Consider the following 22,130-nt stretch of genomic DNA (forward strand, 5'->3'; position numbering starts at 1 on the left):
GGCACCTCCGGTGCGGGGTGCGGCCGGGTCGCCGCGTCGGGGTGCGGTGCTCGGGTTGGCGCGTCCCGTGTGGTGCGGGTGCTCGTGCGGGCGCCGTCGGTGCCGCGTTCGGCGGTGGTGCCGGGCTGTGGTGCTCGGGTTGGTGCGTCCGGTGTGGTGCGGGTGCTCGTGCGCGCGCCGTCGGCGCCGCGTTCGGCGGCGGGGTGCGGGATCCGGGCTGCTCCGGCCGGCCGCGCGTGGGTGTTCATCCCGCCGCACCGGGTGCCGGTCCGGCTCGGTGACCGCGTCGGGGTGCGGGGTCCGGTGCGCCTCATCCGACGACCTCCGGCGCGCGGCCCGGTCCGGCGACCGCGCCGAGGCGCAGTTCGCGGCCGTTCCACAGGCCCCACGCGTCGAACGGCTCGCCGCCGGTGATCGCGACGGCCTCGTCCAGCGCGAGGTCGCCGCGCACCGGCAGCCCCCGCCCCGTCGCGTCCAGCAGGTGCCGCGCGTCGGCGGTCAACCGCACCCCGCCGCAGCCGAGCGGGTGCAGCCGCAGCCACGGGTCGGCCGGCAGGCGCTCGGCCGCCGCCGCCAGCGCCGCCCGCCAGTCCGCGGGCGCGGGCACCGGTTCCGCCGCGTGCTCGGACACCACCTCGCCCACCGCCACGCGGTGCGGTGGCGCGTCGGGGTACGGGTGCAGCACGGCCCGCACCTCCACCCCGTGCGGCAGCGGCGGGACCGGGCGCGCGCCGCCGCCGGCGTGGCGGACCGCCACCACCCAGCCGTGCGCGCGGCCCCACACCCACTGCCGGACGGTGCGCACCAGCCCGTCGTCCGACTCCAGCCGCAGCAGCGGCAACCAGCGGTCCGACCAGCCCTCGCCGGCCAGCACCTCCTCCTCGGCGACCGCGAACCCGAGCCGCCGCCGCACGACGGGCGAGTCACCGCCCGCGAGCCGCGTCAGCAGGTGCAGCCCGCCCAGGCGGTCGGCGGCGTCCTCCGCCCACGTCGGGCCGCCCGCCGCGACCACCGCCCGCAGCTCCGCCACGGCCGACGCCAGGCCCTTCGCCTGCGCGTCGACCATGCGCGCCCCGATGGCGTGCCACCACGCCGCGTCCCGCGCGGGCAGCCCGGCGATGCCCGCGCCCGCCACGTCGGCCAGCCAGTCCGCCAGGCCGGCCACGCCGCCGCGCACCGCCTCGGCCCGCTCGCGGGCCGTCTTCTCCTTCGCGCGGGCCCGCCGCAGCTCGGCCTCCGGCGACGCGTCGACGGGCGCGGCGGTCCGCTGCCGCCGCGCCAGCCACTCGACCACCCAGTCCGGCGGCTCGGCGACGGCCAGCGGCTCGCGGGCGTCACGCAGTTGCAGCGCCAGCGCGTGCTTGCAGGGGAACTTCCGGGACGGGCAGGAGCACTTCGTCGCCCGGTCGCCCAGGTCGACGCACACCCGGTACGGGGACTGGCCGCTGCCCGCGCACAGCCCCCAGAGCGCCTCGGCGCTGCGGCCGGACCCCGTCCAGCCGGACGACCCCGCCAGCCGGGTGGCGCTGCTCGCCACCCTGCTGTCCGGGGCCAGGGCCAGAACCGCTCGTGCGTCCATGAGCGCAGAAGGTAGCGGCGCCCACCGACAAAATCGCGATCACCCCAGGTCGGGGCCCCGCCGAGCCCAGGACCACGCGTACTCGGGGTCCTCGGAGGCCAGCGCCGCCTCGCCCAGCTCCAGCGGGCGGAACGTGTCGACCATGACCGCCGTCTCGTCGAAGAACTCCGCGCCCAGCGACGCCTCCACCGCGCCCGGCTGCGGGCCGTGCGTGCAGCCCGACGGGTGCAGCGACAGCGAGCCGACGCCGATGCCGGAGCCCTTGCGCGCCTCGTAGTTGCCGCCGACGTAGAACATCAGCTCGTCGGAGTCGACGTTGGCGTGGTTGTACGGCACGGGGATCGACAGCGGGTGGTAGTCGACCTTGCGCGGCATGAACGAGCACACCACGAAGTTCGGGCCCTCGAAGGTCTGGTGCACGGGCGGCGGCTGGTGCAGGCGGCCGGTGATGGGCTCGAAGTCGCGGATGTGGAACACCCACGGGTACAGGCAGCCGTCCCAGCCCACCACGTCGAACGGGTGGTTGGCGTAGGTGAACCGCGTCAGGCCCGCGCGGTGGCGCACCAGGACCTCCACGTCCTCGCCGTCGACCAGCAGCGGCTCCACCGGGCCGCGGATGTCGCGCTCGCAGTACGGCGAGTGCTCCAGGAACTGGCCCTTGGCCGACAGGTACCGCTTCGGTGGCCCGATGTGCCCGGTGGCCTCCAGCACGAGGATGTTCATCGGCTTGGCGGGCACCACGCGGTACGTGCAGGACGTCGGCAGCACCACGTAGTCGCCCTCGGCGACCGTGAGCGCGCCGTAGATGGTCTCCACGACGCCCTCGCCGGTCTGCACGTACAGCAGCTCGTCGCCGGCGGCGTTGCGGTACAGCGGGCTGGGCGCGGTCGCCGTGACGAAACCGATCGTCACGTCCGCGTTGCCGAACAGCCTGCGGCGGCCGGTGACCGCGTCGACCGCGTCCGGCCAGGTCAGGTCCTGGGTCTTGAAGGCACGCGGCTTCAGCGGGAGGTTGGGGGTCAGCGCGCCCCGGTCGTCCTCGACGGTCTCCGCGTTCACGATCGCCGTGGGCAGGTGGCGGTGGTAGAGCAGCGCCGAATCGGCCGAGAAGCCCTCGACGCCCATCAGCTCCTCCGCGTAGAGGCCGCCTTCCGGTGTGCGGAACTGCGTGTGGCGCTTTCGGGGTATCTCACCGACCTGGCGGTAGTACGCCATCGTTCACTCCGGGCGTTCGTTAGTCGGACATCTTTGTTCATTGACCGGTACGCCACTAGCGTGTCAGCCGTGTCAAGCGCCTTCGAACTCCGTGCGCCCGGTCCACGCGGCACTCCGCCCCTGCTCGCGCGGCTAGTCGACGATGCCGCCCTGTTCCCGCCGGGCAACGCGACGATGCCCGACGCGGTCCGCGGGCACCTCGACGCGCGCGTCGGGGACTGGGCGGGTGCGGTGGGGCTGTTCCTCTGCCCCGCGTCCCGCCTCGCCGAGCTGATCACCGAGCTGATCAAGGTGAAGCCGGTCAAGCCCATCGCCCTCTCGCTGGTCATCGACACGGGCCTGGGCGGTGTGCCCAAGGCCGTGTCGATCGTCGAATCGCGCAGCGAGCTGCTCTCGCTGCGCATGGTCGAGATGCCCGCGCCGTCCGACGTGGACGAGGTGTGGCTGGAACGCGTCTCGGAGTTCGTGCCGGAGGACGTCATCCGCGTCGTGGAGCCGCGCCGCGGCGGCCCCGAGTGGCTGGACGGCGTCCGCCGGGTCATCGAGCACGGCAGTTGGCCCAAGCTGCGCTGCGGTGGGCTCTCCAAGGAGAACTTCCCGAGCGTGGACGAGGTCGCCGACTTCCTGTCGGTGGTGTCGGGCGGCGGTGTCGCCTTCAAGGCCACCGCCGGCCTCCACCACGCCGTCCGCTACACGGACACCGGGACCGGGTTCACCCACCACGGGTTCCTCAACCTGCTCGTCGCCACCGCACGCGCCCTGTCCGGCGGCGACGTGCGCGCGGCGCTGTCCTCGTCGGACGCCGAGGCGCTGGCGGCCGAGGCGGACGGGCTGACCGACCAGGCCGCGCACGCCGTGCGCGGGGTGTTCGCGTCCTACGGCTCGTGCTCGCTGGACGAACCCATCGCCGACCTAGAGGAACTGGGCCTGCTGTGACCTGGATCGAAGACCCGGCGTTCGTCGCCGACGCGCCCTTCGGGCCGCAGACGCTGCCTTACGGCGTGCTGCCGGACGGTATCGCGGTGCGCGTGGGCGACCAGGCGCTGCCGCTGCGACCCCTCGCCGACCACTTCGGCGGGCTCGCCGAGCTGGTGGCGGCCGACAACCTCAACCCCCTGCTGGCGGCGGGCCGGCCCGCGTGGAGCGAGCTGCGGGCGCGCCTGGTCGAGCTGGTGTCGGCCACCTCCGCGCCGCGCGGCGGCGCGCTGGTGCCGATCACCGGCGCGGTGCTGCCGTTCGAGGTCGCCGACTACGTGGACTTCTACTCGTCGCGCCACCACGCGGAGAACGTCGGCCGGATCTTCCGCCCCGACGGCGAGCCGCTGCTGCCGAACTGGACGCACCTCCCGGTCGGCTACCACGGCCGCGCGGGCACCGTGGTCGTCTCCGGCACGCCCGTCGTGCGCCCGCACGGGCAGCGGCGGACGTCCGAAGGCCCGGTGTTCGGGCCGTCGCAGCGGCTCGACATCGAGGCCGAGGTCGGTTTCGTGTGCGGCGGACCGGTGGCGTCCCGGCTGAGCCCGTCGCGGGCGGTGGACCACGTGTTCGGCGTGGCGCTGGTCAACGACTGGTCGGCGCGGGACGTGCAGGCGTGGGAGTACCAGCCGCTGGGCCCGTTCCTGGGCAAGTCGTTCGCGACGTCCGTCGCGGCCTGGATCACGCCGCTGGAGGCGTTCGCGGTCGCCCGCGTGACGCCGCCGCCGCTGGGCAACGACGTCCTGCCCTACCTCGCCGAGGAGCGGCCGTGGGGCCTCGACGTCCGGCTGGAGGTCGAGTGGAACGGCGAGGTCGTGTCCCGGCCCCCGTTCCGGGAGATGTCGTGGACGTTCGCGCAGCAGCTCGCGCACCTCTCGGCGAACGGCGCTACGGTTCGGCCGGGCGACCTGATCGCGTCGGGCACCGTGTCCGGCCCGGCCCGCGACGAGCGCGGCTCCTTCCTGGAGCTGAGCTGGGGTGGGAAGGAGCCGGTCGAGGTGGCGGGCGAGCAGCGGACGTTCCTGGAGGACGGTGACACGGTGCGCATCACCGCGACCGCGCCGGGGGAGAACGGCTCGGTCGTCGGCCTGGCCGAGGTGGTCGGCACGATCGCGCCCGCCGACGCGGAGGGGTAGGGATGCCGGTGGCCAGGCCCGACCCGCGCGGCCGACTGCCGCTGCCCGCCGGGTCCAAGGAGAGTTCGCTGACCCTGGAGCGGGGCCTGGCCCTGCTCCAGGCGGTGGCGGACGCCGAGTCCGAGGCGCCCTCGATCAGCGAGCTGGCCTCGGCGATCGGCGCGTCCCGCGCGGCGGTCTACCGGCTGCTGGTGCCGTTGCAGTCGCGCGGCCTGGTGCGGCGGGAGGGGTCGAAGGTCCGGCTCGGGCTGGGCGTGCTGCGGCTGGCGGCGAACGTGCTGCCGCAGCTGCGCCTGGCCGCCCAGCCCGCGCTGCGGACGCTGGCCGAGCAGGTGGGCGCGACCGCGCACCTGACCGTGGCGGACGGGGCGGAGGCGCAGGCCGTGGCGGTCGTCGAGCCGTCCTGGACGGCGTACCACGTGGCCTACCGGGTCGGGTCGCGCCACCCCGTGCACCGGGGCGCGGCGGGCAAGGCGATCGGGTTGTCGCCGGAGGGCAGGCCGTGGGTGCACTCGACCGGTGAGCTGCAACCGGGCGCGTTCGGGGTGGCCGCGCCCGTGCGCGGGGTGCCCGGCCTGCGGGCCAGCGTGGGCGTGGTGGCCCTGGAGAAGCTCGACGGCGACGTGGTGGGGCCCCAGGTGGTGCGGGCGGCGCAGGAGGTGTCGGAAGCGCTGCGCTGAGGGCGGGTCGGCGTCGCGGGCCGACTGCCGGGTGCCACACCGGGGGCAGCGGTCCGCGCACCTGCGGCTGCCCGGCTCGCGCCGTCCGTTCCCGTCGAGCGCCTGCCCGCCGTCAGGCGAACACCTGCCACACCGCGATCACGGCGAACACCGCGAAGATCGCCCCGCTGACCCGCTGGATCAGGTGCGTCGGGATGCGCCCGGCGATCCGGCGACCCACCAGCACGGCGATACCCGCCACCGCCACGAGCGCCAGGAACGCGCCCAACCCCACGGACACCGGAGCGCCGTACCGGGCCGACAAGGCGGCCGTCGCGAGCTGCGACGCGTCACCCCACTCGGCCGCGAACAGCACGCCGAAGGACGTCAGGGCCGCGCGCGCGAACGACACGGCCGGCGCCGCGGCGCCGGCGGCGTCCTCCTCGTCGTCCTTCGCGAAGCTCTCCTTGAGCAGCAGGAACGCGCCCACGCCGAACAGCGCGGCCACCACGCCCGCCACCAGGCGGTCCGGCAGCAGGGTCAGCACCCCGCCGAACGTCGCCGCCACCACGCACTGCACGGCGAACGCGACGGTCACGCCGGCGAACACCGGCCAGGCCCGGTAGCGGGTGGTGAGGACGAGGGTGGCGACCATCGTCTTGTCCGGCAGTTCCGCCAGGAAGACGACGCCGAAGGCGGTCGCCAGGGCGATGAGTTCCGGTGCCACGAGGTACCTCCACGTCCGTGAACCCGGACGGAGGCAGCACGACCCCGACCGGGCGTGATGCGCTGCCCGGCCGGAGGTCTCGTTCGCCCGTCGCGAAGACGGGTGAGGGACCGGACCCGCTCAAGGGCGGATCAGTGTGTCGATCACCTCGCCGGACCGCTGGAGCACGACGCGGTCGCGGGAACTACTCCCCTCTGGCGGAACCGATGGTAGTCGACGCGCCCGCGCCGGTCGACGTGACGCCCGTCGCGGCGGGGGACCTTGGTCCCGGACCGGACGGGACCGTCGTACCTGCGCCGGGCCCGGTCGCCGGGCCTAGCGTCGTGGCCGTGGACGTCCTCGACCTGGCGCGGTGGCAGTTCGGCATCACCACCGTCTACCACTTCCTGATGGTGCCGCTGACGATCGGCCTGTCGCTGCTGGTCGCCGGCATGCAGACGGCCTGGGTGCGCACGGGTGACCGCAAGTACCTGGCCATGACCAAGTTCTGGGGCAAGCTGCTCCTGATCAACTTCGCGATGGGCGTGGTCACCGGCATCGTGCAGGAGTTCCAGTTCGGCATGACCTGGAGCGCCTACTCGCGGTTCGTCGGCGACGTGTTCGGCGCGCCGCTCGCGATGGAGGGCCTGGTCGCGTTCTTCGTCGAGTCGACCTTCCTGGGCCTGTGGATCTTCGGGTGGGACCGGCTGCCGCGCAAGGCGCACCTGGCGTGCGCCTGGGCGTTCTCGCTGGCCACCATCGCGTCGGCGTACTTCATCCTCGCGGCGAACTCGTGGATGCAGCACCCGGTCGGCGTGGACCTGGTCGACGGCAGGCCGCGGCTGAACTCGATCTGGGCGGTGCTGACCAACAGCACGGTGCTGGCCGCGTTCCCGCACACGATCTTCGGCGCGTTCGCGGTGGCGGCGGCGTTCCTGGTGGGCATCGCGGCCTGGCACCTGTGGCGGCGGACCGCCGACGAGCCGGTGTGGCGGTCGTCGGTGAAGCTCGGCACGTGGGTCGGCGTGGTGGCGTTCGCGGGCCTCGCGGTCAGCGGCGACCTCCAGAGCAAGCTGATGTTCGAGCAGCAGCCGATGAAGATGGCCGCCGCCGAGGCCCTGTGCCACACCGAGGCGCCCGCGTCCTTCTCGGTCTTCGCGGTGGGCGACGTGTCGCGGCCCGACTGCGAGAGCGTCAAGAGCGTCACCGTGCCCGCGCTGCTGTCGTTCCTCGCGCACGGCGACTTCTCCACCGAGATCAAGGGCGTGCAGGACCTGGTGCCGCTGTACCAGGAGAAGTACGGCGCGAACTACCCGGTGGACGAGCGGCTGGGCGAGCTGTCGGGTCAGCCGATCGACTACGTGCCGGTGCTCCCCGTGACCTACTGGGGCTTCCGGCTGATGATCGGGTTCGGCGCGCTCGCCGCCGGCGCGGGCGTGCTGATCCTGTGGCTGACGCGCGGCGGGCGCACGCCGCGCGGGCGGTGGTTCCGGTGGCTCGCGCTGGGCAGCATCGCGACGCCGTTCCTGGGCAACAGCTTCGGCTGGATCTTCACCGAGATGGGGCGGCAGCCGTTCGTGGTGGTGCCGAACCCGAGCGGCGTCGACGGGGTGTGGATGTTCACGGCGCGGGCCGTGTCGAACTCGACGCCGGGCGAGGTGCTGACGTCGTTGGTCGCCTTGACGCTGGTCTACGGGGTGCTGGCGGGCGTCGAGGTGTTCCTGATCCGGCGGTACGTCCGCGGCGGCGTCGCGGGCGTGCTGCCGGATCAGGGCGCGGGGTCGGGCGGCACGGGACCGGGTGGCGGCGCGGGGTCGGTCGCGGGGCCGGGTGCGGGTGCGCCTGTCGGGAAGTCCGACGACGACGTCCTGTCGTTCGCGTACTGAGGGGTAGCGGTGGAGACGTTCTGGTTCTGCGTGATCGCCCTGCTGTGGCTGGGCTACCTGTTCCTGGAGGGGTTCGACTTCGGCGTCGGGATGCTGCTGCCCGTCCTGGGCCGCGACGAGGCCGAGCGGCGGGTGCTGATCAACACCATCGGGCCCGTGTGGGACGGCAACGAGGTGTGGCTGCTGGTCGCGGCCGGCGCCACGTTCGCCGCGTTCCCCGGCTGGTACGCGTCGCTGTTCAGCTCCGCCTACCTGCCGCTGACGCTGTTCCTGCTGGCGCTGATCGGGCGCGGGGTGGCGTTCGAGTACCGGGGCAAGGTCGACTCGGCGCGGTGGCGGCGGGTGTGGGACGCGGTGATCGTCGCCGGGTCCTGGGTGGCGGCGCTGGGCGTCGGGCTGGTGCTGAGCACCAACGTCTTCGGCCTGCCGCTGGACGCCGCGGGCGACCGCGTCGGGTCGCCGTTCGCGGCGTTTACGCTGGAGAGCCTGCTGGGCGCGCTGGCGATCGCCGGGTACGCGCTGGTGCACGGCGCGGTGTTCCTGTCGCTGAAGACCGAGGGCGAGGTGCGGGAGCGGGCGCGCGCGCTGGCGTTGCGGACCGCGCCGTTCGCGTTGTTCCCGCTGGTGGTGCTGCTCCTGCTGGTGCAGCTGCGGTTCGGGTCGGTGTGGACGTACGCGGCGGCGATCGGCGTGGCCCTGGCGGCGTTCGGGGCGTTCGCCCGGTTGGCGCTGAGGCGCGAGGGGCAGGCGTTCGCCCTGATGGGCGTCGCGGTGGCGGGCACGGTGGTGGCGCTGTTCGGCGCGCTCTACCCGAACGTGCTGCCGTCCACCCTGGACCCGGCGTTCACGCTCACCGTGGAGAACACCGCTTCGAGCCCCTACACGTTGACCGTGATGACCTGGGTGGCGGCGTTCGGCACCCCGGCCGTGCTGATCTACCAGGGGTGGACGTACTGGGTGTTCCGCAAGCGCATCGGAACGCGCCACATCCCTTCCGTGCACGTGCCCTGAGCCGGGTCTTCGCCACGTCGGTCCCCGTGCGCCCGTTTCCGGGCGTGCGGGGACTTCGGCGTGTTCGGCGCGCCCGTTCACGGCGGTGCGGTGTTCGGTGCGCCCGTATCCGGGCGTGTCGCGCCCGGACGGCGGACGGCGGCACGGGACCTAGGTCCCGCCGGGTACGGGACCGTCGTACCTGCGGCGGCGGGGTGGTCGGGGCATAACGTCGTGCCGTGAACGTCCCCGGAGCCCCTTCCGCCAAGAAGCCGGGGAGGGGTCCGCTCGGCGCGCTGCCCGCCCTTTCGCCATCGGCGCGCCGGGCGTTGGCCCTTTGCGGCGGGTTGGCCGCGCTGTCGGCGGGCGCGCTGGTGTGGCAGGCCGTGGCCCTCGCGTCCGCGCTGGTGGCGGGCGGCTCGCTCGCGTCGCTGGCGGGCGCGGTGTGCGCGCGGGCGGCGCTGGCGTGGGCCACCGAGACGGTGGCGGCCCGTGCGGCGGCCGGCGCCAAGGAGGAGCTGCGCGCCGCCGTGCTCGACCGGGCGCTGGGCATGGGACCGGCGTGGATCGTCGCGCGTGGCCCGGCGGAACTCGCGGTCCTGGCGACCAAGGGCCTGGACGCCCTGGACGCCTACTTCACGCGCTACCTGCCCGCGCTGGTGACGACCGCCGTCGTGCCGGTGCTGGTGGGCGCGTGGATCTTCGCCACCGACCCGACGTCGGCCGTGCTGATCGCGGTGACGCTGCCCCTGATCCCCGTGTTCGCGGTGCTGATCGGCAGGTTCACCGCGGCGCGGGTGGCCGTGGCGGCGTCGGCGCTGGAGCGGCTGTCGGGGCGGCTGGCGGAACTCGTGCGGGCGCTGCCGGTGCTGACGGCGTTCGGCCGGGCGGCGGCGCAGGTGACGGCGGTGCGCGCGGTGGGGGAGCGGTACCGCAAGGCGACGATGGGGACGCTGCGGGTGGCGTTCCTGTCGGCGTTGGTGCTGGAGGTCGTGGCGTCGCTGTCGGTGGCGCTGATCGCGGTCGGTGTCGGGCTGCGGCTGGTGTCCGGTGAGCTGACCCTGCTGACGGGGCTCGTCGTGCTGATCCTCGCGCCGGAGTGCTACCTGCCGCTGCGGGCGGCCGGTGCGGCGCACCACGCGTCGGAGGACGGGGTGGAGGCCGTGCGGCGGGTCGCCGAGGTGCCCGAGCCGGGCGGTGCGAACCCATCCGGATCGACCGCGCCCGGTCCCGTGCCTGGCACTGCGCCGGGTTCCGTGCCCGGCTCTGTGCCCGGCTCTGTGCCTGGCTCTGTGCCCGGCTCCGCGCCGGGTTCGGCCGCGTCGGCGCGGACGGTGGGGCGGATGACGATCCGCCGGCCGGGCGTCCCCGGCGGGGCGGTGGCCGCGCCGGCCGACGGCGGGGTCGTCGGCGTCGAGGTGCGCAACCTCCGGGTGCGGCGGCGGGGCGGGTACGCGCCGGACGGCGTCAGCTTCCTCGTGCGGCCCGGCGAGGTGCACCGGCTCGACGCGCCCAGCGGCGCGGGCAAGTCGACCCTCTTCGGCGTGCTGCTCGGGTTCGTGCCGCCGGACGGCGGCGAGGTCGTGGTCGACCGCGACGCCATCGCCTGGGTGCCGCAGCGCCCCGCGTTCGCCGGCCGGACCGTCGCCGACGAGCTCGAACTCACCACCGGCCGGGTCGACCTCGACGTGCTGGCCGAGGTCGCCGCCGACGCCCTCGTGCACCGGCCCGTCGCCGAGCTGTCCACCGGGGAGCGACAGCGCGTCGCCGTCGCCCGCGCCCTGACCCGCGTGCGGGACGGCGCGGACGTCCTGCTGCTGGACGAGCCGACCGCCCACCTCGACCCGGCGACCGCCGCCCTGGTCATGGCCGCCGTCCACCGCGCCGCCGACCGCGGTGCGACCGTGCTGCTGGCCACGCACCGGGTCGTCGAGCACCCCGCCGGCGCGGTCACCGCCGCGCCCGTCGACCGCGGGGCCGGCCGGACGTCGCCGCCGCGGACGCCGAGGCCGACCGCCCGGGTGCTGGCCGGGGCGGCGCTGGGGGTCGCCGCCTCGGCCGCCGGGGTCGCGTTGACCGCGCTCGCCGCGTACCTGATCGCCAAGGCCGCCACCCAGCCGCCGATCCTGACGCTGTCCGTGCTGGTCGTCGGGGTGCGCACGTGCGCGCTGGCCAAGGGCATCCTGCGGTACCTGGAGCGGCTGGTGTCGCACGACGCCGCGTTCCGGTTCGCGGAGCACCTGCGGGTCCGGCTGTGGCGGGGGCTGCGACCGGGCCGGGCCGAGCTGACCCGCCTGGTGGACGACGTGGACGCGGTGCGCGACCTGGTGCCGCGCGTGCTCCAGCCGCCGCTGGTCGCGGCCGGTGTCGCCGCGGCGGCCGTGGCGCTGTTCGCGGCGATCTCGCCGGCGGCCGGGCTCGCGCTCGGCGCGGCGGTCGTGGTCGGCGGGACGCTCGCGCCGCTGGTCGCGGTGCTGGTGGAACGCCGGGCGAGCACCGCGCTGGCCCGCGGCAGGCGGCAGGTGTCCGAGGACGTGCTGACGCTGCTCACGGCCGCGCCCGACCTGATCGCGTTCCGGGCGGACCGGAAGGTGCGCGCGTCGCTGGCGCGGCACGACGCGGAACTGGCCGGGTTGGCGCGGCGGCAGGCGTTCGGGGCCGGTGCGGCGACCGGTGTCGTGCACCTGGCGCTGGGGATGGCGGTCGTGGCGTGCACGGCGGTGGCGGCCGGTGTCGACCCGCTGCTGGCGCCGGTGCTGGGGCTGGTGCCGTTGGCGCTGGCGGAGGTGTTGGGCGCGCTGCCGGCGGCGGCGCAGCAGTGGAGGCCGCTGCGGGAGTCTTATGGTCGGATTGTTGAACAATCCGGAACTGAGCACCCCCCGACTCAATCCAAGCAGGGGGTGCCGACAGGTTCGGGCGGTGCGGCTGGGAGTGACCGCCGGGTGCCGGTCGGCGGGCCGGGTGGTTCCGGCGACGCGCGACCGGCCGCTGTCGGCGCGCGGTCGGGCACCGGTGACCACGTGCCCGACCCGACGACCACGGCGTCGGACGCGATCGTGCTGGAGGGGGTTTCCGTCGGGTGGCCCGGCAGCGCTCCCGTGCTGACGGGGGTCGACCTGCGGGTGCCGTCGGGGGCCGAGGTCGCCCTCGTCGGGCCGTCCGGCGCGGGGAAGTCGACGCTGTTCGCGCTGCTGCTCGGGTTCGTCGAGCCCACCGCCGGGCTCGTCCGGCGGCCCGAGCGGGTCGCCTGGTGCCCCCAGGAGCCGATGCTGGTCTCCACCTCGCTCCGCGACAACCTGCGCGTCGGCGACCCCCGCGCCACGGACGCCGAGCTGACCGCCGTGCTGGCCCGCGTCGGGCTGCGGATCGACCTGGACGCGCAGGTCGGCCCGTCGCTGCTGTCCGGCGGCGAGGCGCAGCGGGTGGCGCTGGCGCGGGCGCTGCTGTTCGACGCCGACGTCCTCCTGCTGGACGAGCCGACCGCCCACCTGGACGAGCCGTCCGCCCGCGACCTGCTCGACCTGGTCCACTCGCTCGACCGGACCGTCCTGCACATCACCCACCGGCCGGACGAGGCCGCGCGGGCCGACCTGGTGGTGGAGGTGTCCGGCGGGCGCGTGGGGGTCGGGGCCTACCGTTGACGGCTGTGGACCCCGCCCTGGTGCTCGCCGCGTCGACCGAGATCACCACCGCCGCGCTGGCCGGCGACGACCCGGACGCCGTGCTGCCGCTCGTGGTGCGCCGCGCGGGCGAGCTGGCCGAGGCCGACCTGGGCCTCGCGATGCTCACCGGCGACGACGGCGCGCTCACCGTGGAGGCGTCCTCCGGCGGCGACGACCCGGTGGGCATCGTGCTGTCCGACCGCTCGTCGGCCGCGCGGGCCGCCCGCACCGGCGTCCCGGTGGTGGCCGACGACTTCACGACCGACCCCCGCACCGCGCCGTTCGTGCCCAAGCCGCTGCGCGGGTACGGGCCGTTCGCGGTCGCGCCGTTCGGCACCAGGGAGCGCCGCCTCGGCGCGCTGGCCGTCTACCGGCGCAAGGGCGCGGCCCCGTTCAGCACCGACACCGTGGACGTGCTGACGGCGTTCGCCGCGCAGGCCGGGCTCGCCGTGGTGCTCGCGGAGGGGTTCACCGCGCGGCAGCGGGTCGCCGTGTACCAGGAGCGGGAGCGGATCGCGCGCGACCTGCACGACGTGATCATCCAGCGGCTCTACGCGACGGGCGTGCAGCTGGAGCTGCTCGACCGGCGGCTCAAGCTGGACGGGCGGGAGGCCAAGCGGCTGGCGGACGTGGTCGACCAGCTCGACCAGACGATGGCGGACGTGCGGGCCACCGTCCGGGCGCTGCGCAGCGCCGACCCCGGCCGGCCCGGTGACGCCGACCTGCGGAAGTCGGTGCTCGCCGAGGCGCACACGGCGGGTGAGCTGCTCGGGTTCGACCCGGAGGTGCGGATCGACGGCGAGCTGCGCCGGGTGCCGCCGGAACTGGCCGACCACGCGCGGGCGGCGTTGCGGGAGGCGTTGTCGAACGTGGTGCGGCACTCCGGGGCGCGGCACGTCGAGATCGGGGTGGCCGAGGACGCGGAGCGCCTGGTGCTGCGGGTCGCCGACGACGGGTGCGGCATCCCGCGCGGGGTGGCGCGGCGCGGGCTGCGGCACCTGGAGGAGCGGGCGCTGGCGGCGGGCGGCGGGTGCGAGGTGGCCTCGTCGCCGCGCACGGGCACCACGATCACGTGGCACGTGCCGCTGGGGTGAGGCGCTGCGGGCCGGCGCGGTGGCGGCGGGCGTCGGCGGGAAGTCGGCGGACCGGTCGCGGCGGGCGTCGGCGGCGGGTTCCGGCAGCGGGCACCGACAGCGGGCACCGCCACCGGGCACCGACAGCGGGCCCACGACGGATTCCCGGCCGGTCAGCGGGAGCGGCGGGCGACCCAGGCCGCCGCCTGCGTGCGGCGCTCCATGCCCAACTTCGCGAGCACCGACGTGACGTAGTTCTTGACCGTCTTCTCCGCCAGGAACAGCCGTTCCGCGATCTGCCGGTTCGTCATGCCCTCGCCGATCAGGTCCAGCACCCGCCGCTCCTGCTCGGTCAACGCGTCCAGCACGTCCGCCTCCGGCGGGCGGCGCATCCGGTCCAGCACGCGGGCCGTCGTCTGCGGGTCCAGCAGCGAGCGGCCCGCCGCGACCTCCCGCACCGCCACCACCAGGTCCTGGCCGCGCACCTGCTTGAGCAGGTAGCCCGACGCGCCCGCCATGATCGCCCCGACCAGCGCCTCCTCGTCGTCGAACGCGGTCAGCACCAGGCACCGGACGCCGAAGTCCCGCAACCGGCGGCACAGCTCGACACCCGTGCCGTCGGGCAGTCGGACGTCCACCACCGCCACGTCGGGCCTCATGGCGGACGCGCGGACGTACGCCTCGTCCACCCCGCCCGCCTCGGCGACCACGGTGATGTCGTCCTCGTCGTCCAGCAGTTCACGCAGTCCCCTGCGGACCACCTCGTGGTCGTCGACCAGCAACACGCGCACGGGCACGAACCAACCATAGGTCGAATGCCGGTACCGGCCGCACTCGGACGCCAAGACAGTGCAAGACATGCTCGTACGCGTGATCGAGGAAGCCGACCGGATCGTCGTGGGCCGCCTGGTGCTGGAATTATGGGGCGCGCACACCGCCGTGGCCCACGGACAGGTGTTCTTCCCCGCCAGCCTGCCCGGCTTCCTGGTGGAACACCAAGACCAGATCGTCGGGCTGCTGACCTACGCCGCCTCGGACGGGCTGCTGGAGATCGTCACCATCGACGCCCTGCGAAGAGGGCGGGGCGTGGGCAGCTCGCTGGTGGACGCGGCCGTGCAGCGCGCCCGCCAGCTCGGCTGCTCCCGCATCCGGCTCACCACCACCAACGACAACCTCGACGCGTTGCGCTTCTACCAGCGGCGCGGGTTCCGGCTCACCGCGTTGCGGCCGGACGCGGTGCGCGAGTCGCGCAGGCTCAAGCCCGAGATCCCCTCGGTTGGGGATTACGGCATCCCCATCACGGATGAGCTGGACCTGGAACGATGGATCGCGCCGAGGTAGTTGTCCACAGCTGCTGCGCAGGTTGTCCACAGGGTTGTGCACAGCTCGTGTGACCTTGGTAACGCTGTTTCACCTGCTGGTCCGGCCCTGGTCGGTGTTGCCTCGACGGCTCGTTGTCCACAGCCGCCGGAGTAGTCCACAACGCCGGCGCGCCCACCCCGCCGACACCGGGTGCCGGCGCACCGGCGGCCGGTCGCGTCACCGGCTGGACAGCGAGCTGAACACCTCGTCCCAGGCGGCTGCGACCTGACGCGCGCACGTACCCGGCGCGACACCGCCGACCCCCGTGCCCAGGCCGGGCATGGCGATCGTCCGGACCACCCGCCGCACCGGGCGACCGTCGTCCAGCCTGCCGTCCCGCCACAGCCGCAGCACGGCACGCGCCGCCAGATACGGGTGCACGGTGTCCGACGGCAGGTGCTCGGCGGGCGTGCGCATGGTCGGCGCGCTGATCAGCCAGGGCGGCTCGACCTCGCCGGTGGGCACCACCAGCGCCTCGCCGACCGGCAGCTCGCCGCCGTGCAGCGCCAGGATCGCGCTGCGCACGTGCGCCTCGACGTTGGGGAACGCGCGGGCGTACACGGCGTCGATCCCGCCGCGCATCGAACCCGAGGAATTCGCCGGGCTCACGACGGCGTCGGCCACGATGTCGAGCACCGAACCCCGGTGCACCTCGACACCGTCCCGGCCGTCGGCGACACCCGACCACGCTGTCGCGAGCGGCTCGTCGACAGCGCAGAGCACCAGACGGGGCACAGCTGCCGGAGCGTTGATCTCACCCTCCGTATCGGCGGACACGCCCGCAAGCATTCCAGGACACAGGGGTCCGGTGGAACGGGGGCGGGCACCGCCGCACCGGGTGATCCTCGCCTCAGCGACGGTCACGCGGAGGTGTGCTCGTATCGTTGCGACCGTGCTCGCCTACTTCGGACCGCAGGGAACGTTCACGGAGCAGGCCGCGCGCGCCTTCTCCGCCACCGGGGACCTCGCCCCGTACGACACGGTGCCCGCCACCCTGGCCGCGACCAGGCGCGGCGAGACCGACGCCTCGTGCGTGCCGGTGGAGAACTCCGTCGAGGGCGCGGTGCCCGCCACGATGGACGCGCTGACCGAGGGCGCGCCGCTGGTCGCGGTCGCCGAGACGGTGCTCGCGGTGCGGTTCAGCGTGCTCGTGCGGCCCGGCGTGACCGACCCGAAGACCGTCGCCAGCCACCCGCACGCGCTCGCCCAGGTGCGGCACTGGCTCGCCGCGAACCTGCCGTCCGCGACCGCCGTCGCCACCACCTCGACCGCCGCCGCGGCCCGGTCCGTGCTGGCGGGCGAGTTCGACGCGGCCGTGAGCGCGCCCGTGGCCGTCCGGCACTACCCGCTGGAGGTGCTGGCGGACGACGTGGCCGACGTGCGCGACGCGAAGACCCGCTTCCTGCTGCTGCGCAGGCCCGGACCGCTGCCCGAGCCCACCGGGCACGACCGGACGTCCGTCGTGGTGACCGCCACCGACAAGGTGGGGGCGCTGTCGGAGCTGCTGGCCGAACTGGCGCTGCGGCGGATCAACCTGACCCGCATCGAGTCGCGCCCCACCAAGGGCAGGCTCGGCGAGTACCGGTTCTACATCGACCTGGACGGGCACGTCGCGGAGCCCCGCGTGGGCGACGCGCTGGCGGCGCTGCGCAGGCACTGCCCGGACACCCGCTTCCTGGGCTCGTACCCGAAGGCCGCGGCGGGCGGCGCGCGGGTGGACGACGAGGAGTTCGTGGCCGCCGCCGAGTGGCTGGCGTCGGTGCGGGAGGGGCGGGGCGCGTGAAGCTGATCCTGGTGCGGCACGGCGAGACGGCGTCGAACCTCAGGATGGCGCTCGACTCGCGCCCGCCGGGCCCGCCGCTGACGGACGCGGGCGTGGCGCAGGCGGCGGCGCTGGCGGAGTCGCTGGCCGCCACCGAGCGGGTCACCGCGGTGTACGCGAGCACGGCCGTCCGGGCGCGGCAGACCGCCGAACCGGTCGCCGCCGCGTTCGGGCTCGACGTCGAGGTGCTCGACGGCGTGCACGAGATCTTCTGCGGCGACCTGGAGGGCAGGCACGACCGGGAGGCGTTCGAGGTCTTCCTCGCGGCGGCGCGGTCGTGGGCTCAGGGCGACCTGGACGTGGCGATCCCCGGCGGCGAGAGCGGGCGGCAGGTGATCGACCGGTTCGTGGCGGCGGTGGACAAGGTGGCCGCGCGCCACGCCGCGGGCGACACGGTCGTGCTGGTCAGCCACGGCGGCTCGCTGCGGATGGCGGCGCTGGCGCTGGCGACGAACGCGCGGCCGGCGTTCGCCGAGGCGGGCCTGCTGCCGAACACGGGGAGCGTGGTGCTGGAGGACGCCGGCGACGGCTGGGTGTGCACGTCGTGGACGGGGGTCGACCCGCTCGCCTGAGCGGTCGCGGGGTGCCGGGGGCATCCCGCGTTCCCGCGCGTCGAGCGGGCCCGGCCCTGTCGCTAGTGGTTGGACGGCGGCACCTCGACCTGCGACTTCGGATTCTCCTCAAGTGCCGCGCGAGTTCCGAGCGACAATTCTTCGAGGATCGTGTCGGGGCTCTTCAGGAGGTGCGGGTTCCGGTTGATCAGCGCTGCCTGGTCGGGGGTCAGCACCTGGACCATCACCACGCCCCGGCTCTTGACCACGAGGATGGAGCTGAGCCGGATGACCGCGCCCTCGGTGTTGTCGAGCGCGCTTATCAAGTTCGAGACGGCATTCGCTTCGCGCTCGTCGTTCTGCGCGCGCGCCCCGTCGATGTAGTGGAGGCGGGCTGCCTCTTCGAGCTGGCCGGCCAGTTTTTCGAGTTTGGGCAGCACCGATTTCTGCCCGCGGATCCGGAACCGCCGGAACCACGAGCCCGTCTCCACCGGGCCGTCGGCGCGGAACTTCAGGCCGAGGCCGTTGACCAGCTTCCGGACCGCGCCCAGCACGGCCGTGGGGTCGTCCGACGTGGTGTACACGGACGCGACCACCGTGGCGTCGCCGTGCGCGCCCGGGAAGCGCGTGTCGGTGGCCGACCTCCCCCCGCCGCCGGCGTACCCGTAATCCGGTAGTCCCGACCCGGTGGTCAGGGTGGACGACCGCTCTTTGAGCCGCCGCCTGGGGCGCCCGCCCAGGCCGTTCGGGTTGCCCCTGTTCCTGCGCAACGGCATCTCGCCTCCCCGGGGTGTGTCGAGAACGTAGCGGCGGTCGGAATGCGCGTAAATAGGTCGAACGGGTGGTCGGAAATCGCCGCGGAACCCATTCGACATCGGTTTCCCGGCCCGTTCGGGTTAATCCGCGGCGTGCGCGGCGGGGGAGGGCCTACCATGCGCGGGCGACGAACGTGCGGCGGTGTTCGCCGGGGCCGGTCCGAAGTGACCGCCGGTCAGCCCCAGCCCAGTTCGTGCAGCTTGTCGTCGTCGATGCCGAAGTGGTGCGCGATCTCGTGGATGACCGTGATCGCGACCTCTTCCACCACGTCGTCCTCGGTGTCGCAGATGTCCAGGATCGCCTCCCGGTAGATCGTCACCCGGTCGGGCAGCACCCCGCCGTAGTCCGACGTCCGCCTGGTCAGCGCGATCCCGTGGTAGAGCCCCAGGAGGTCCGGTTCCTCCGGGTGGCGGTCCTCGACCAGCACCACCACGTTGTTCATCGCCGCCGCGAACTCCGGCGGGACCAGGTCCAGCGCCTCGCCGACCAGCTCCTCGAACCGCTGCCTCGTCATCTCCGCCGGCACGCGCGTCACCTCGACGTCGTGGTGGTCTCGGAGGTGGACGTCGTCGTCGGCTTGTCCGACGTCGGCGCGGGCGGCGCGCTGGTGGTCGTGGCCGACCCGGACGACGAGTGCAGCGGCGCGCCGGTCGGCTCGTCCTGCTGGACGGCGGTCGTCTGGGGCGGGTTGGCGGTGGTCAGCGGCGGCGCGTCCGGGTTGCGCACGCTGCGCTCGAAGGCCGTCAGGCCCGTGTTGTCCGGCGGGATCGCGCCGACCTTGCAGTTCGCCCGGCGCGAGCCGGCCGCCCAGCTCTCGGGCTTGCGGGTGTCCCACGTCACGATCAGGCCCTTGGCCCGGAAGTCCATGCCGCCGCTGTACTCGGCGGCGATCCGCGCGCACTCGGCGGACATGGTCTCGTCCTGCTTCTCCGGCGCGGGGAACGGCCCGTCCGGCAGCGTCACGATGCCGACGATCTCGAACGCGTGCGGCTGGGCGCAGTCCACCGGGTCGCCGACGCCGCGCGCCTCCGTGATGCCCAGGCACACGCCGGGGTCGTACACGTCCGACTGGTCCTGCGTGCGAGCGGTCCCGTACGCGGGCAGCAGGCCGCCCGCCGCGCCCGCCACCTGGAGGCCGCAGCGCACCGTCCGCTTGCCGTCCGCCCACAGGCGCTCGCCGGGGTTGAGCGGGCCGACCGTGTACTTGCCGTACGGGTCGAACCGGCCGCCGAGGTAGTCCAGCGACGTCTTCGCGCAGTACTCCTCGCTGATCTTCTGCCACTGCTCGTCGGTCGGGAACGGCGCCTGCGGGCCGTACGCCGCGCCGACGTCCGCCACGCCCGTCACCTCGAACATGTGCTGAGCGGCACAGTCGACCTTCGTCACGTCGGACAGGTTGCGCTTGGTCCAGTTCAGGCAGTCGCCCGCCTCGGCCGTGTAGACCGGGTTGACCGGCTCCGAGCTGGTCTGGACGATGGGGCCGGCGCCCACCGGCCACGACGTCACCGCGCTCAGCGCGAGCAGCGTGAACGCACCCGCGAACGCGCCGAGCATGACCAGGTGGTCACCACGGCGAAACCAGCGGGCGCTCATCGACATCGACTCCATGATGCCCGTGCGGGCGCCGGAAGCCATCGGGCGGGTCGCGTGTGTTGCGTTTGGGACACTCGTCACCCGAATGGCGGCCGGCCTCTGTAGCGTCCCCGCAGGGAGTGGCTGATGACTGAGAACGACCGAAACGACCGCGACGACCGGGCCGGCGGCGGTGCCGTGCCCGGTGGACCGACACCGCCCGGCGGCGGCGGCGCGTCCCCGCCGCCGTACGTGCCGCCGCCCGAGCCGGGCCGGGACGCGCCGGTTCGGGACACGTCGGCTCAGGGCACGCCCGCGCAGAGCACGCCCGGACGCGGCGCGTCGGAGCAGGACCGACCGGCCGCGTCGGGTGAGCAGGCCGGCGGACAGGGCAGCGGCGGACAGGCCGGCGACGGGCGACCGGACCTGTCCGGTGGCAAGCGCGGCCGGATCCGGCAGCAGCAGCCGGGCGTCACGCGCCCCCGCCCGCCGACGCTGGCCGAGCAGCGCGCCCGCAACGAGGCCGCCCGGCAGCAGCGGGAAGCCGAGCTGGCGCTGGAGGCCGAGCAGGCCCGCAAGAAGAAGCTGCGCAAGCGCCTGTTGATCGGCGGCGGCGTGGCCGCCGGCGTCGCGGGCGTGGTCGCCATCTGGTACGCCGCGTCCAGCCCCGACGAGGTCGAGGCCCAGTGCACCCAGGACGGCGTGGTGGTCGAGGACCGGTACTGCGACGAGAACTACGCGCGCAGCCACGGCGGGTACTACAGCGGCGGCTTCATCTACATCGGCGGCAGCTCGTACCGCTACCACTACGGCGGCTCCAGCGCGCCCGTCGGCCAGAAGGTCAGCGGCGGCAGCTACACCATCCCCAAGGGCGCGAACGTGACCACCAAGTCCGGCACGACCATCCAGCGCGGCGGCTTCGGCGTCTCCGGCGGCAGCAAGAGCGGGGGGAGCTGAGTGCGCCGGGAGTCCTCCACGCCCCGGCCGGACTGGCAGCGCGCGGTGTCCGAGCAGGGCCTCGTGTTCGGCGCGCCGGCCAGGTCGGTCGACGGCGGTCCGCGCCCGTACTGGGACGAGTCGGTGCACTACGTCTTCGAGATGAGCGACGTCCTGTCGCTGGAGGCGGACGTCGAGCTGCTGCACAGCATGTGCCTGGAAGCGGTCGACAACGTCGTGCTGACCGAGCGGTACCGCGACTTCGGCATCCAGGAGTGGCTGTGGCCCGCGATCGCCGAGTCGTGGAAGCGGCGCGACCCGCACGTGTACGGGCGGTTCGACCTGCGCTACGACGGGCGCGGGCCGGCGAAGCTGCTGGAGTACAACGCGGACACCCCCACGTCGCTGCTGGAGGCGTCGGTCGTCCAGTGGAACTGGAAGACCGACGTGTTCCCGGACGACGACCAGTGGAACTCCATCCACGAGAAGCTGGTCGAGCGGTGGGCCGAGGTCGGCGAGCGCCTGCCGTCCAACGAGCTGCACTTCACCTGGTCCGCGGCCGACCCGTCCGGTGAGGACCACGTCACCGTCGCCTACCTCCAGGAGACGGCGGCCGAGGCGGGCATGAACACCGTCGGGCTCGCGATCGAGGAGATCGGCTGGGACTCGCTGCTCAAGCGGTTCGTCGACCTCGAAGAGGCGCCGATGGGCACGGTCGTGAAGCTCTACCCGTGGGAGTGGGTGGTCGACGAGCAGTTCGGCCGGTTCGCGGTGGAGAGCCTGCCCGGCACGCTGTGGGTCGAGCCGCTGTGGAAGATGCTGCTGTCGAACAAGGCGCTGCTCGCGGTGCTGTGGGAGATGTACCCGGGGCACCCGAACCTCCTGCCCGCGTTCCTCGACGAACCCGGCCTCCTCACGGAGTACGTGCGCAAGCCGCGGCTGGGCCGGGAGGGCGCGAACATCCAGATCGTGGCGCCGGGCTACGAGACGCAGACCGGCGGCGTGTACGGCAAGGAAGGCTTCGTCTACCAGCTGTTCGACCCGCTGCCCGAGTTCGACGGCTACCGGCCCGCCCTGGGCGCGTGGGTGGTCGGCGACGCGGCGGCCGGGCTCGGCATCCGCGAGACGGTCGGCCTGGTGACCGACGATGGCGCGGCGTTCGTCCCGCATCGGATTGTCGAATGAATGGA

General features: G+C 74.2%; 20 protein-coding genes. 12 read left to right on the forward strand and 8 right to left on the reverse strand.

From position 1 onward, the window contains the following. Positions 1–310: 310 nt before the first annotated feature. Together C8E97_RS02230 and C8E97_RS02235 are read right to left on the reverse strand one after the other, a co-directional pair. A complete protein-coding gene (locus tag C8E97_RS02230; RefSeq protein WP_121001154.1) occupies positions 311–1,579 on the reverse strand; it encodes an SWIM zinc finger family protein in 1,269 nt (422 codons plus the stop codon). A gap of 39 nt (positions 1,580–1,618) precedes the next feature. Continuing rightward, positions 1,619–2,794: a homogentisate 1,2-dioxygenase gene (locus C8E97_RS02235; RefSeq protein WP_121001156.1), complete on the reverse strand. Its 1,176-nt coding sequence runs from the start codon at positions 2,792–2,794 to the stop codon at positions 1,619–1,621. 69 nt (positions 2,795–2,863) lie between these two features. On the opposite strand from C8E97_RS02235, the gene C8E97_RS02240 reads away from it, so the two are divergent. From C8E97_RS02240 to C8E97_RS02250, 3 genes are read left to right on the forward strand one after another with little or no spacing between them, the layout of a single operon-like run. Further along, complete coding sequence (locus C8E97_RS02240; protein ID WP_281275307.1) at positions 2,864–3,730, forward strand: hypothetical protein; 867 nt, start codon at positions 2,864–2,866, stop codon at positions 3,728–3,730. Next, on the forward strand, positions 3,727–4,905 hold the full coding sequence (fahA, locus tag C8E97_RS02245) for a fumarylacetoacetase (RefSeq protein WP_121001160.1): 1,179 nt from the start codon (positions 3,727–3,729) through the stop codon (positions 4,903–4,905). The genes C8E97_RS02240 and fahA overlap by 4 nt, the downstream gene beginning before the upstream one ends. A 2-nt stretch (positions 4,906–4,907) precedes the next feature. Next, positions 4,908–5,585 carry an IclR family transcriptional regulator gene (locus C8E97_RS02250; protein ID WP_121001167.1) on the forward strand — a complete coding sequence of 226 codons (678 nt, stop codon included), beginning with the start codon at positions 4,908–4,910 and terminating at the stop codon, positions 5,583–5,585. 112 nt (positions 5,586–5,697) lie between these two features. Here C8E97_RS02250 and C8E97_RS02255 read toward each other — a convergent pair whose 3' ends face one another. After that, positions 5,698–6,291, reverse strand: a complete 594-nt coding sequence (locus C8E97_RS02255; RefSeq protein ID WP_121001169.1) for a TMEM165/GDT1 family protein — start codon at positions 6,289–6,291, stop codon at positions 5,698–5,700. Between the two features lie 329 nt (positions 6,292–6,620). Here C8E97_RS02255 and C8E97_RS02260 point away from each other — a divergent pair, with 329 nt between their 5' ends. The 4 genes from C8E97_RS02260 to C8E97_RS02275 all read left to right on the forward strand — a co-directional run bounded on the left by C8E97_RS02260 (position 6,621) and on the right by C8E97_RS02275 (position 13,902). After that, positions 6,621–8,156 carry a cytochrome ubiquinol oxidase subunit I gene (locus C8E97_RS02260; RefSeq protein WP_121010616.1) on the forward strand — a complete coding sequence of 512 codons (1,536 nt, stop codon included), beginning with the start codon at positions 6,621–6,623 and terminating at the stop codon, positions 8,154–8,156. A 9-nt stretch (positions 8,157–8,165) separates the two neighbouring features. Beyond that, on the forward strand, positions 8,166–9,167 hold the full coding sequence (cydB, locus tag C8E97_RS02265) for a cytochrome d ubiquinol oxidase subunit II (RefSeq protein ID WP_121001171.1): 1,002 nt from the start codon (positions 8,166–8,168) through the stop codon (positions 9,165–9,167). A 218-nt stretch (positions 9,168–9,385) separates the two neighbouring features. After that, positions 9,386–12,787: a thiol reductant ABC exporter subunit CydC gene (cydC, locus tag C8E97_RS02270; RefSeq protein WP_121001173.1), complete on the forward strand. Its 3,402-nt coding sequence runs from the start codon at positions 9,386–9,388 to the stop codon at positions 12,785–12,787. A 5-nt stretch (positions 12,788–12,792) separates the two neighbouring features. Beyond that, positions 12,793–13,902, forward strand: coding sequence for a GAF domain-containing sensor histidine kinase (locus C8E97_RS02275; RefSeq protein ID WP_425470452.1), 1,110 nt, complete (start codon positions 12,793–12,795; stop codon positions 13,900–13,902). Positions 13,903–14,054: 152 nt separating this feature from the next. Here C8E97_RS02275 and C8E97_RS02280 read toward each other — a convergent pair whose 3' ends face one another. Continuing rightward, on the reverse strand, positions 14,055–14,678 hold the full coding sequence (locus C8E97_RS02280) for a response regulator (RefSeq protein ID WP_211346895.1): 624 nt from the start codon (positions 14,676–14,678) through the stop codon (positions 14,055–14,057). A 61-nt stretch (positions 14,679–14,739) separates the two neighbouring features. On the opposite strand from C8E97_RS02280, the gene C8E97_RS02285 reads away from it, so the two are divergent. Continuing rightward, positions 14,740–15,222 (forward strand): GNAT family N-acetyltransferase, encoded by a 483-nt coding sequence (locus C8E97_RS02285; protein ID WP_121010622.1) that lies wholly within the window; start codon positions 14,740–14,742, stop codon positions 15,220–15,222. A gap of 198 nt (positions 15,223–15,420) precedes the next feature. Here the strand turns inward: C8E97_RS02285 and C8E97_RS02290 are convergent, their stop codons facing one another. After that, a complete protein-coding gene (locus tag C8E97_RS02290; RefSeq protein ID WP_121001177.1) occupies positions 15,421–16,032 on the reverse strand; it encodes a macro domain-containing protein in 612 nt (203 codons plus the stop codon). 103 nt (positions 16,033–16,135) lie between these two features. Between C8E97_RS02290 and pheA the strand changes: the two genes are divergently transcribed. Next, positions 16,136–17,026 carry a prephenate dehydratase gene (gene pheA, locus C8E97_RS02295; RefSeq protein ID WP_121001179.1) on the forward strand — a complete coding sequence of 297 codons (891 nt, stop codon included), beginning with the start codon at positions 16,136–16,138 and terminating at the stop codon, positions 17,024–17,026. Continuing rightward, entirely contained in the window at positions 17,023–17,637 is a 615-nt protein-coding gene (locus tag C8E97_RS02300; RefSeq protein WP_121001181.1) for a histidine phosphatase family protein, read from the forward strand. The genes pheA and C8E97_RS02300 overlap by 4 nt, the downstream gene beginning before the upstream one ends. Positions 17,638–17,699: 62 nt before the next feature. Here C8E97_RS02300 and C8E97_RS02305 read toward each other — a convergent pair whose 3' ends face one another. From C8E97_RS02305 to C8E97_RS02315, 3 genes are all read right to left on the reverse strand, one after another. Next, positions 17,700–18,392: a hypothetical protein gene (locus tag C8E97_RS02305; protein ID WP_121001183.1), complete on the reverse strand. Its 693-nt coding sequence runs from the start codon at positions 18,390–18,392 to the stop codon at positions 17,700–17,702. Between the two features lie 215 nt (positions 18,393–18,607). Continuing rightward, on the reverse strand, positions 18,608–18,958 hold the full coding sequence (locus C8E97_RS02310; protein ID WP_121010625.1) for a metallopeptidase family protein: 351 nt from the start codon (positions 18,956–18,958) through the stop codon (positions 18,608–18,610). A 5-nt stretch (positions 18,959–18,963) separates the two neighbouring features. Next, complete coding sequence (locus C8E97_RS02315) at positions 18,964–20,025, reverse strand: septum formation family protein (RefSeq protein ID WP_246018623.1); 1,062 nt, start codon at positions 20,023–20,025, stop codon at positions 18,964–18,966. 126 nt (positions 20,026–20,151) lie between these two features. On the opposite strand from C8E97_RS02315, the gene C8E97_RS36650 reads away from it, so the two are divergent. Together C8E97_RS36650 and C8E97_RS02325 are read left to right on the forward strand one after the other, a co-directional pair. Further along, complete coding sequence (locus C8E97_RS36650; protein ID WP_121001185.1) at positions 20,152–20,961, forward strand: hypothetical protein; 810 nt, start codon at positions 20,152–20,154, stop codon at positions 20,959–20,961. Beyond that, complete coding sequence (locus C8E97_RS02325; RefSeq protein ID WP_121001187.1) at positions 20,962–22,125, forward strand: glutathionylspermidine synthase family protein; 1,164 nt, start codon at positions 20,962–20,964, stop codon at positions 22,123–22,125. Positions 22,126–22,130: the final 5 nt, after the last annotated feature.

It is taken from the genome of Saccharothrix australiensis, assembly GCF_003634935.1.
Taxonomy (GTDB): Bacteria; Actinomycetota; Actinomycetes; order Mycobacteriales; family Pseudonocardiaceae; genus Actinosynnema; species Actinosynnema australiense.

Excerpts from the sequence above, each read along its gene's own strand:
- C8E97_RS02230 (WP_121001154.1), bottom strand. The coding sequence starts at position 1,579 with ATGGACGCACGAGCGGTTCTGGCCCTGGCCCCGGACAGCAGGGTGGCG.
- C8E97_RS02235 (WP_121001156.1), bottom strand. The coding sequence starts at position 2,794 with ATGGCGTACTACCGCCAGGTCGGTGAGATACCCCGAAAGCGCCACACG.
- C8E97_RS02250 (WP_121001167.1), top strand. The coding sequence starts at position 4,908 with ATGCCGGTGGCCAGGCCCGACCCGCGCGGCCGACTGCCGCTGCCCGCC.
- C8E97_RS02285 (WP_121010622.1), top strand. The coding sequence starts at position 14,740 with ATGCTCGTACGCGTGATCGAGGAAGCCGACCGGATCGTCGTGGGCCGC.
- C8E97_RS02290 (WP_121001177.1), bottom strand. The coding sequence starts at position 16,032 with ATGCTTGCGGGCGTGTCCGCCGATACGGAGGGTGAGATCAACGCTCCG.
- C8E97_RS02305 (WP_121001183.1), bottom strand. The coding sequence starts at position 18,392 with ATGCCGTTGCGCAGGAACAGGGGCAACCCGAACGGCCTGGGCGGGCGC.
- C8E97_RS02315 (WP_246018623.1), bottom strand. The coding sequence starts at position 20,025 with ATGAGCGCCCGCTGGTTTCGCCGTGGTGACCACCTGGTCATGCTCGGC.
- C8E97_RS36650 (WP_121001185.1), top strand. The coding sequence starts at position 20,152 with ATGACTGAGAACGACCGAAACGACCGCGACGACCGGGCCGGCGGCGGT.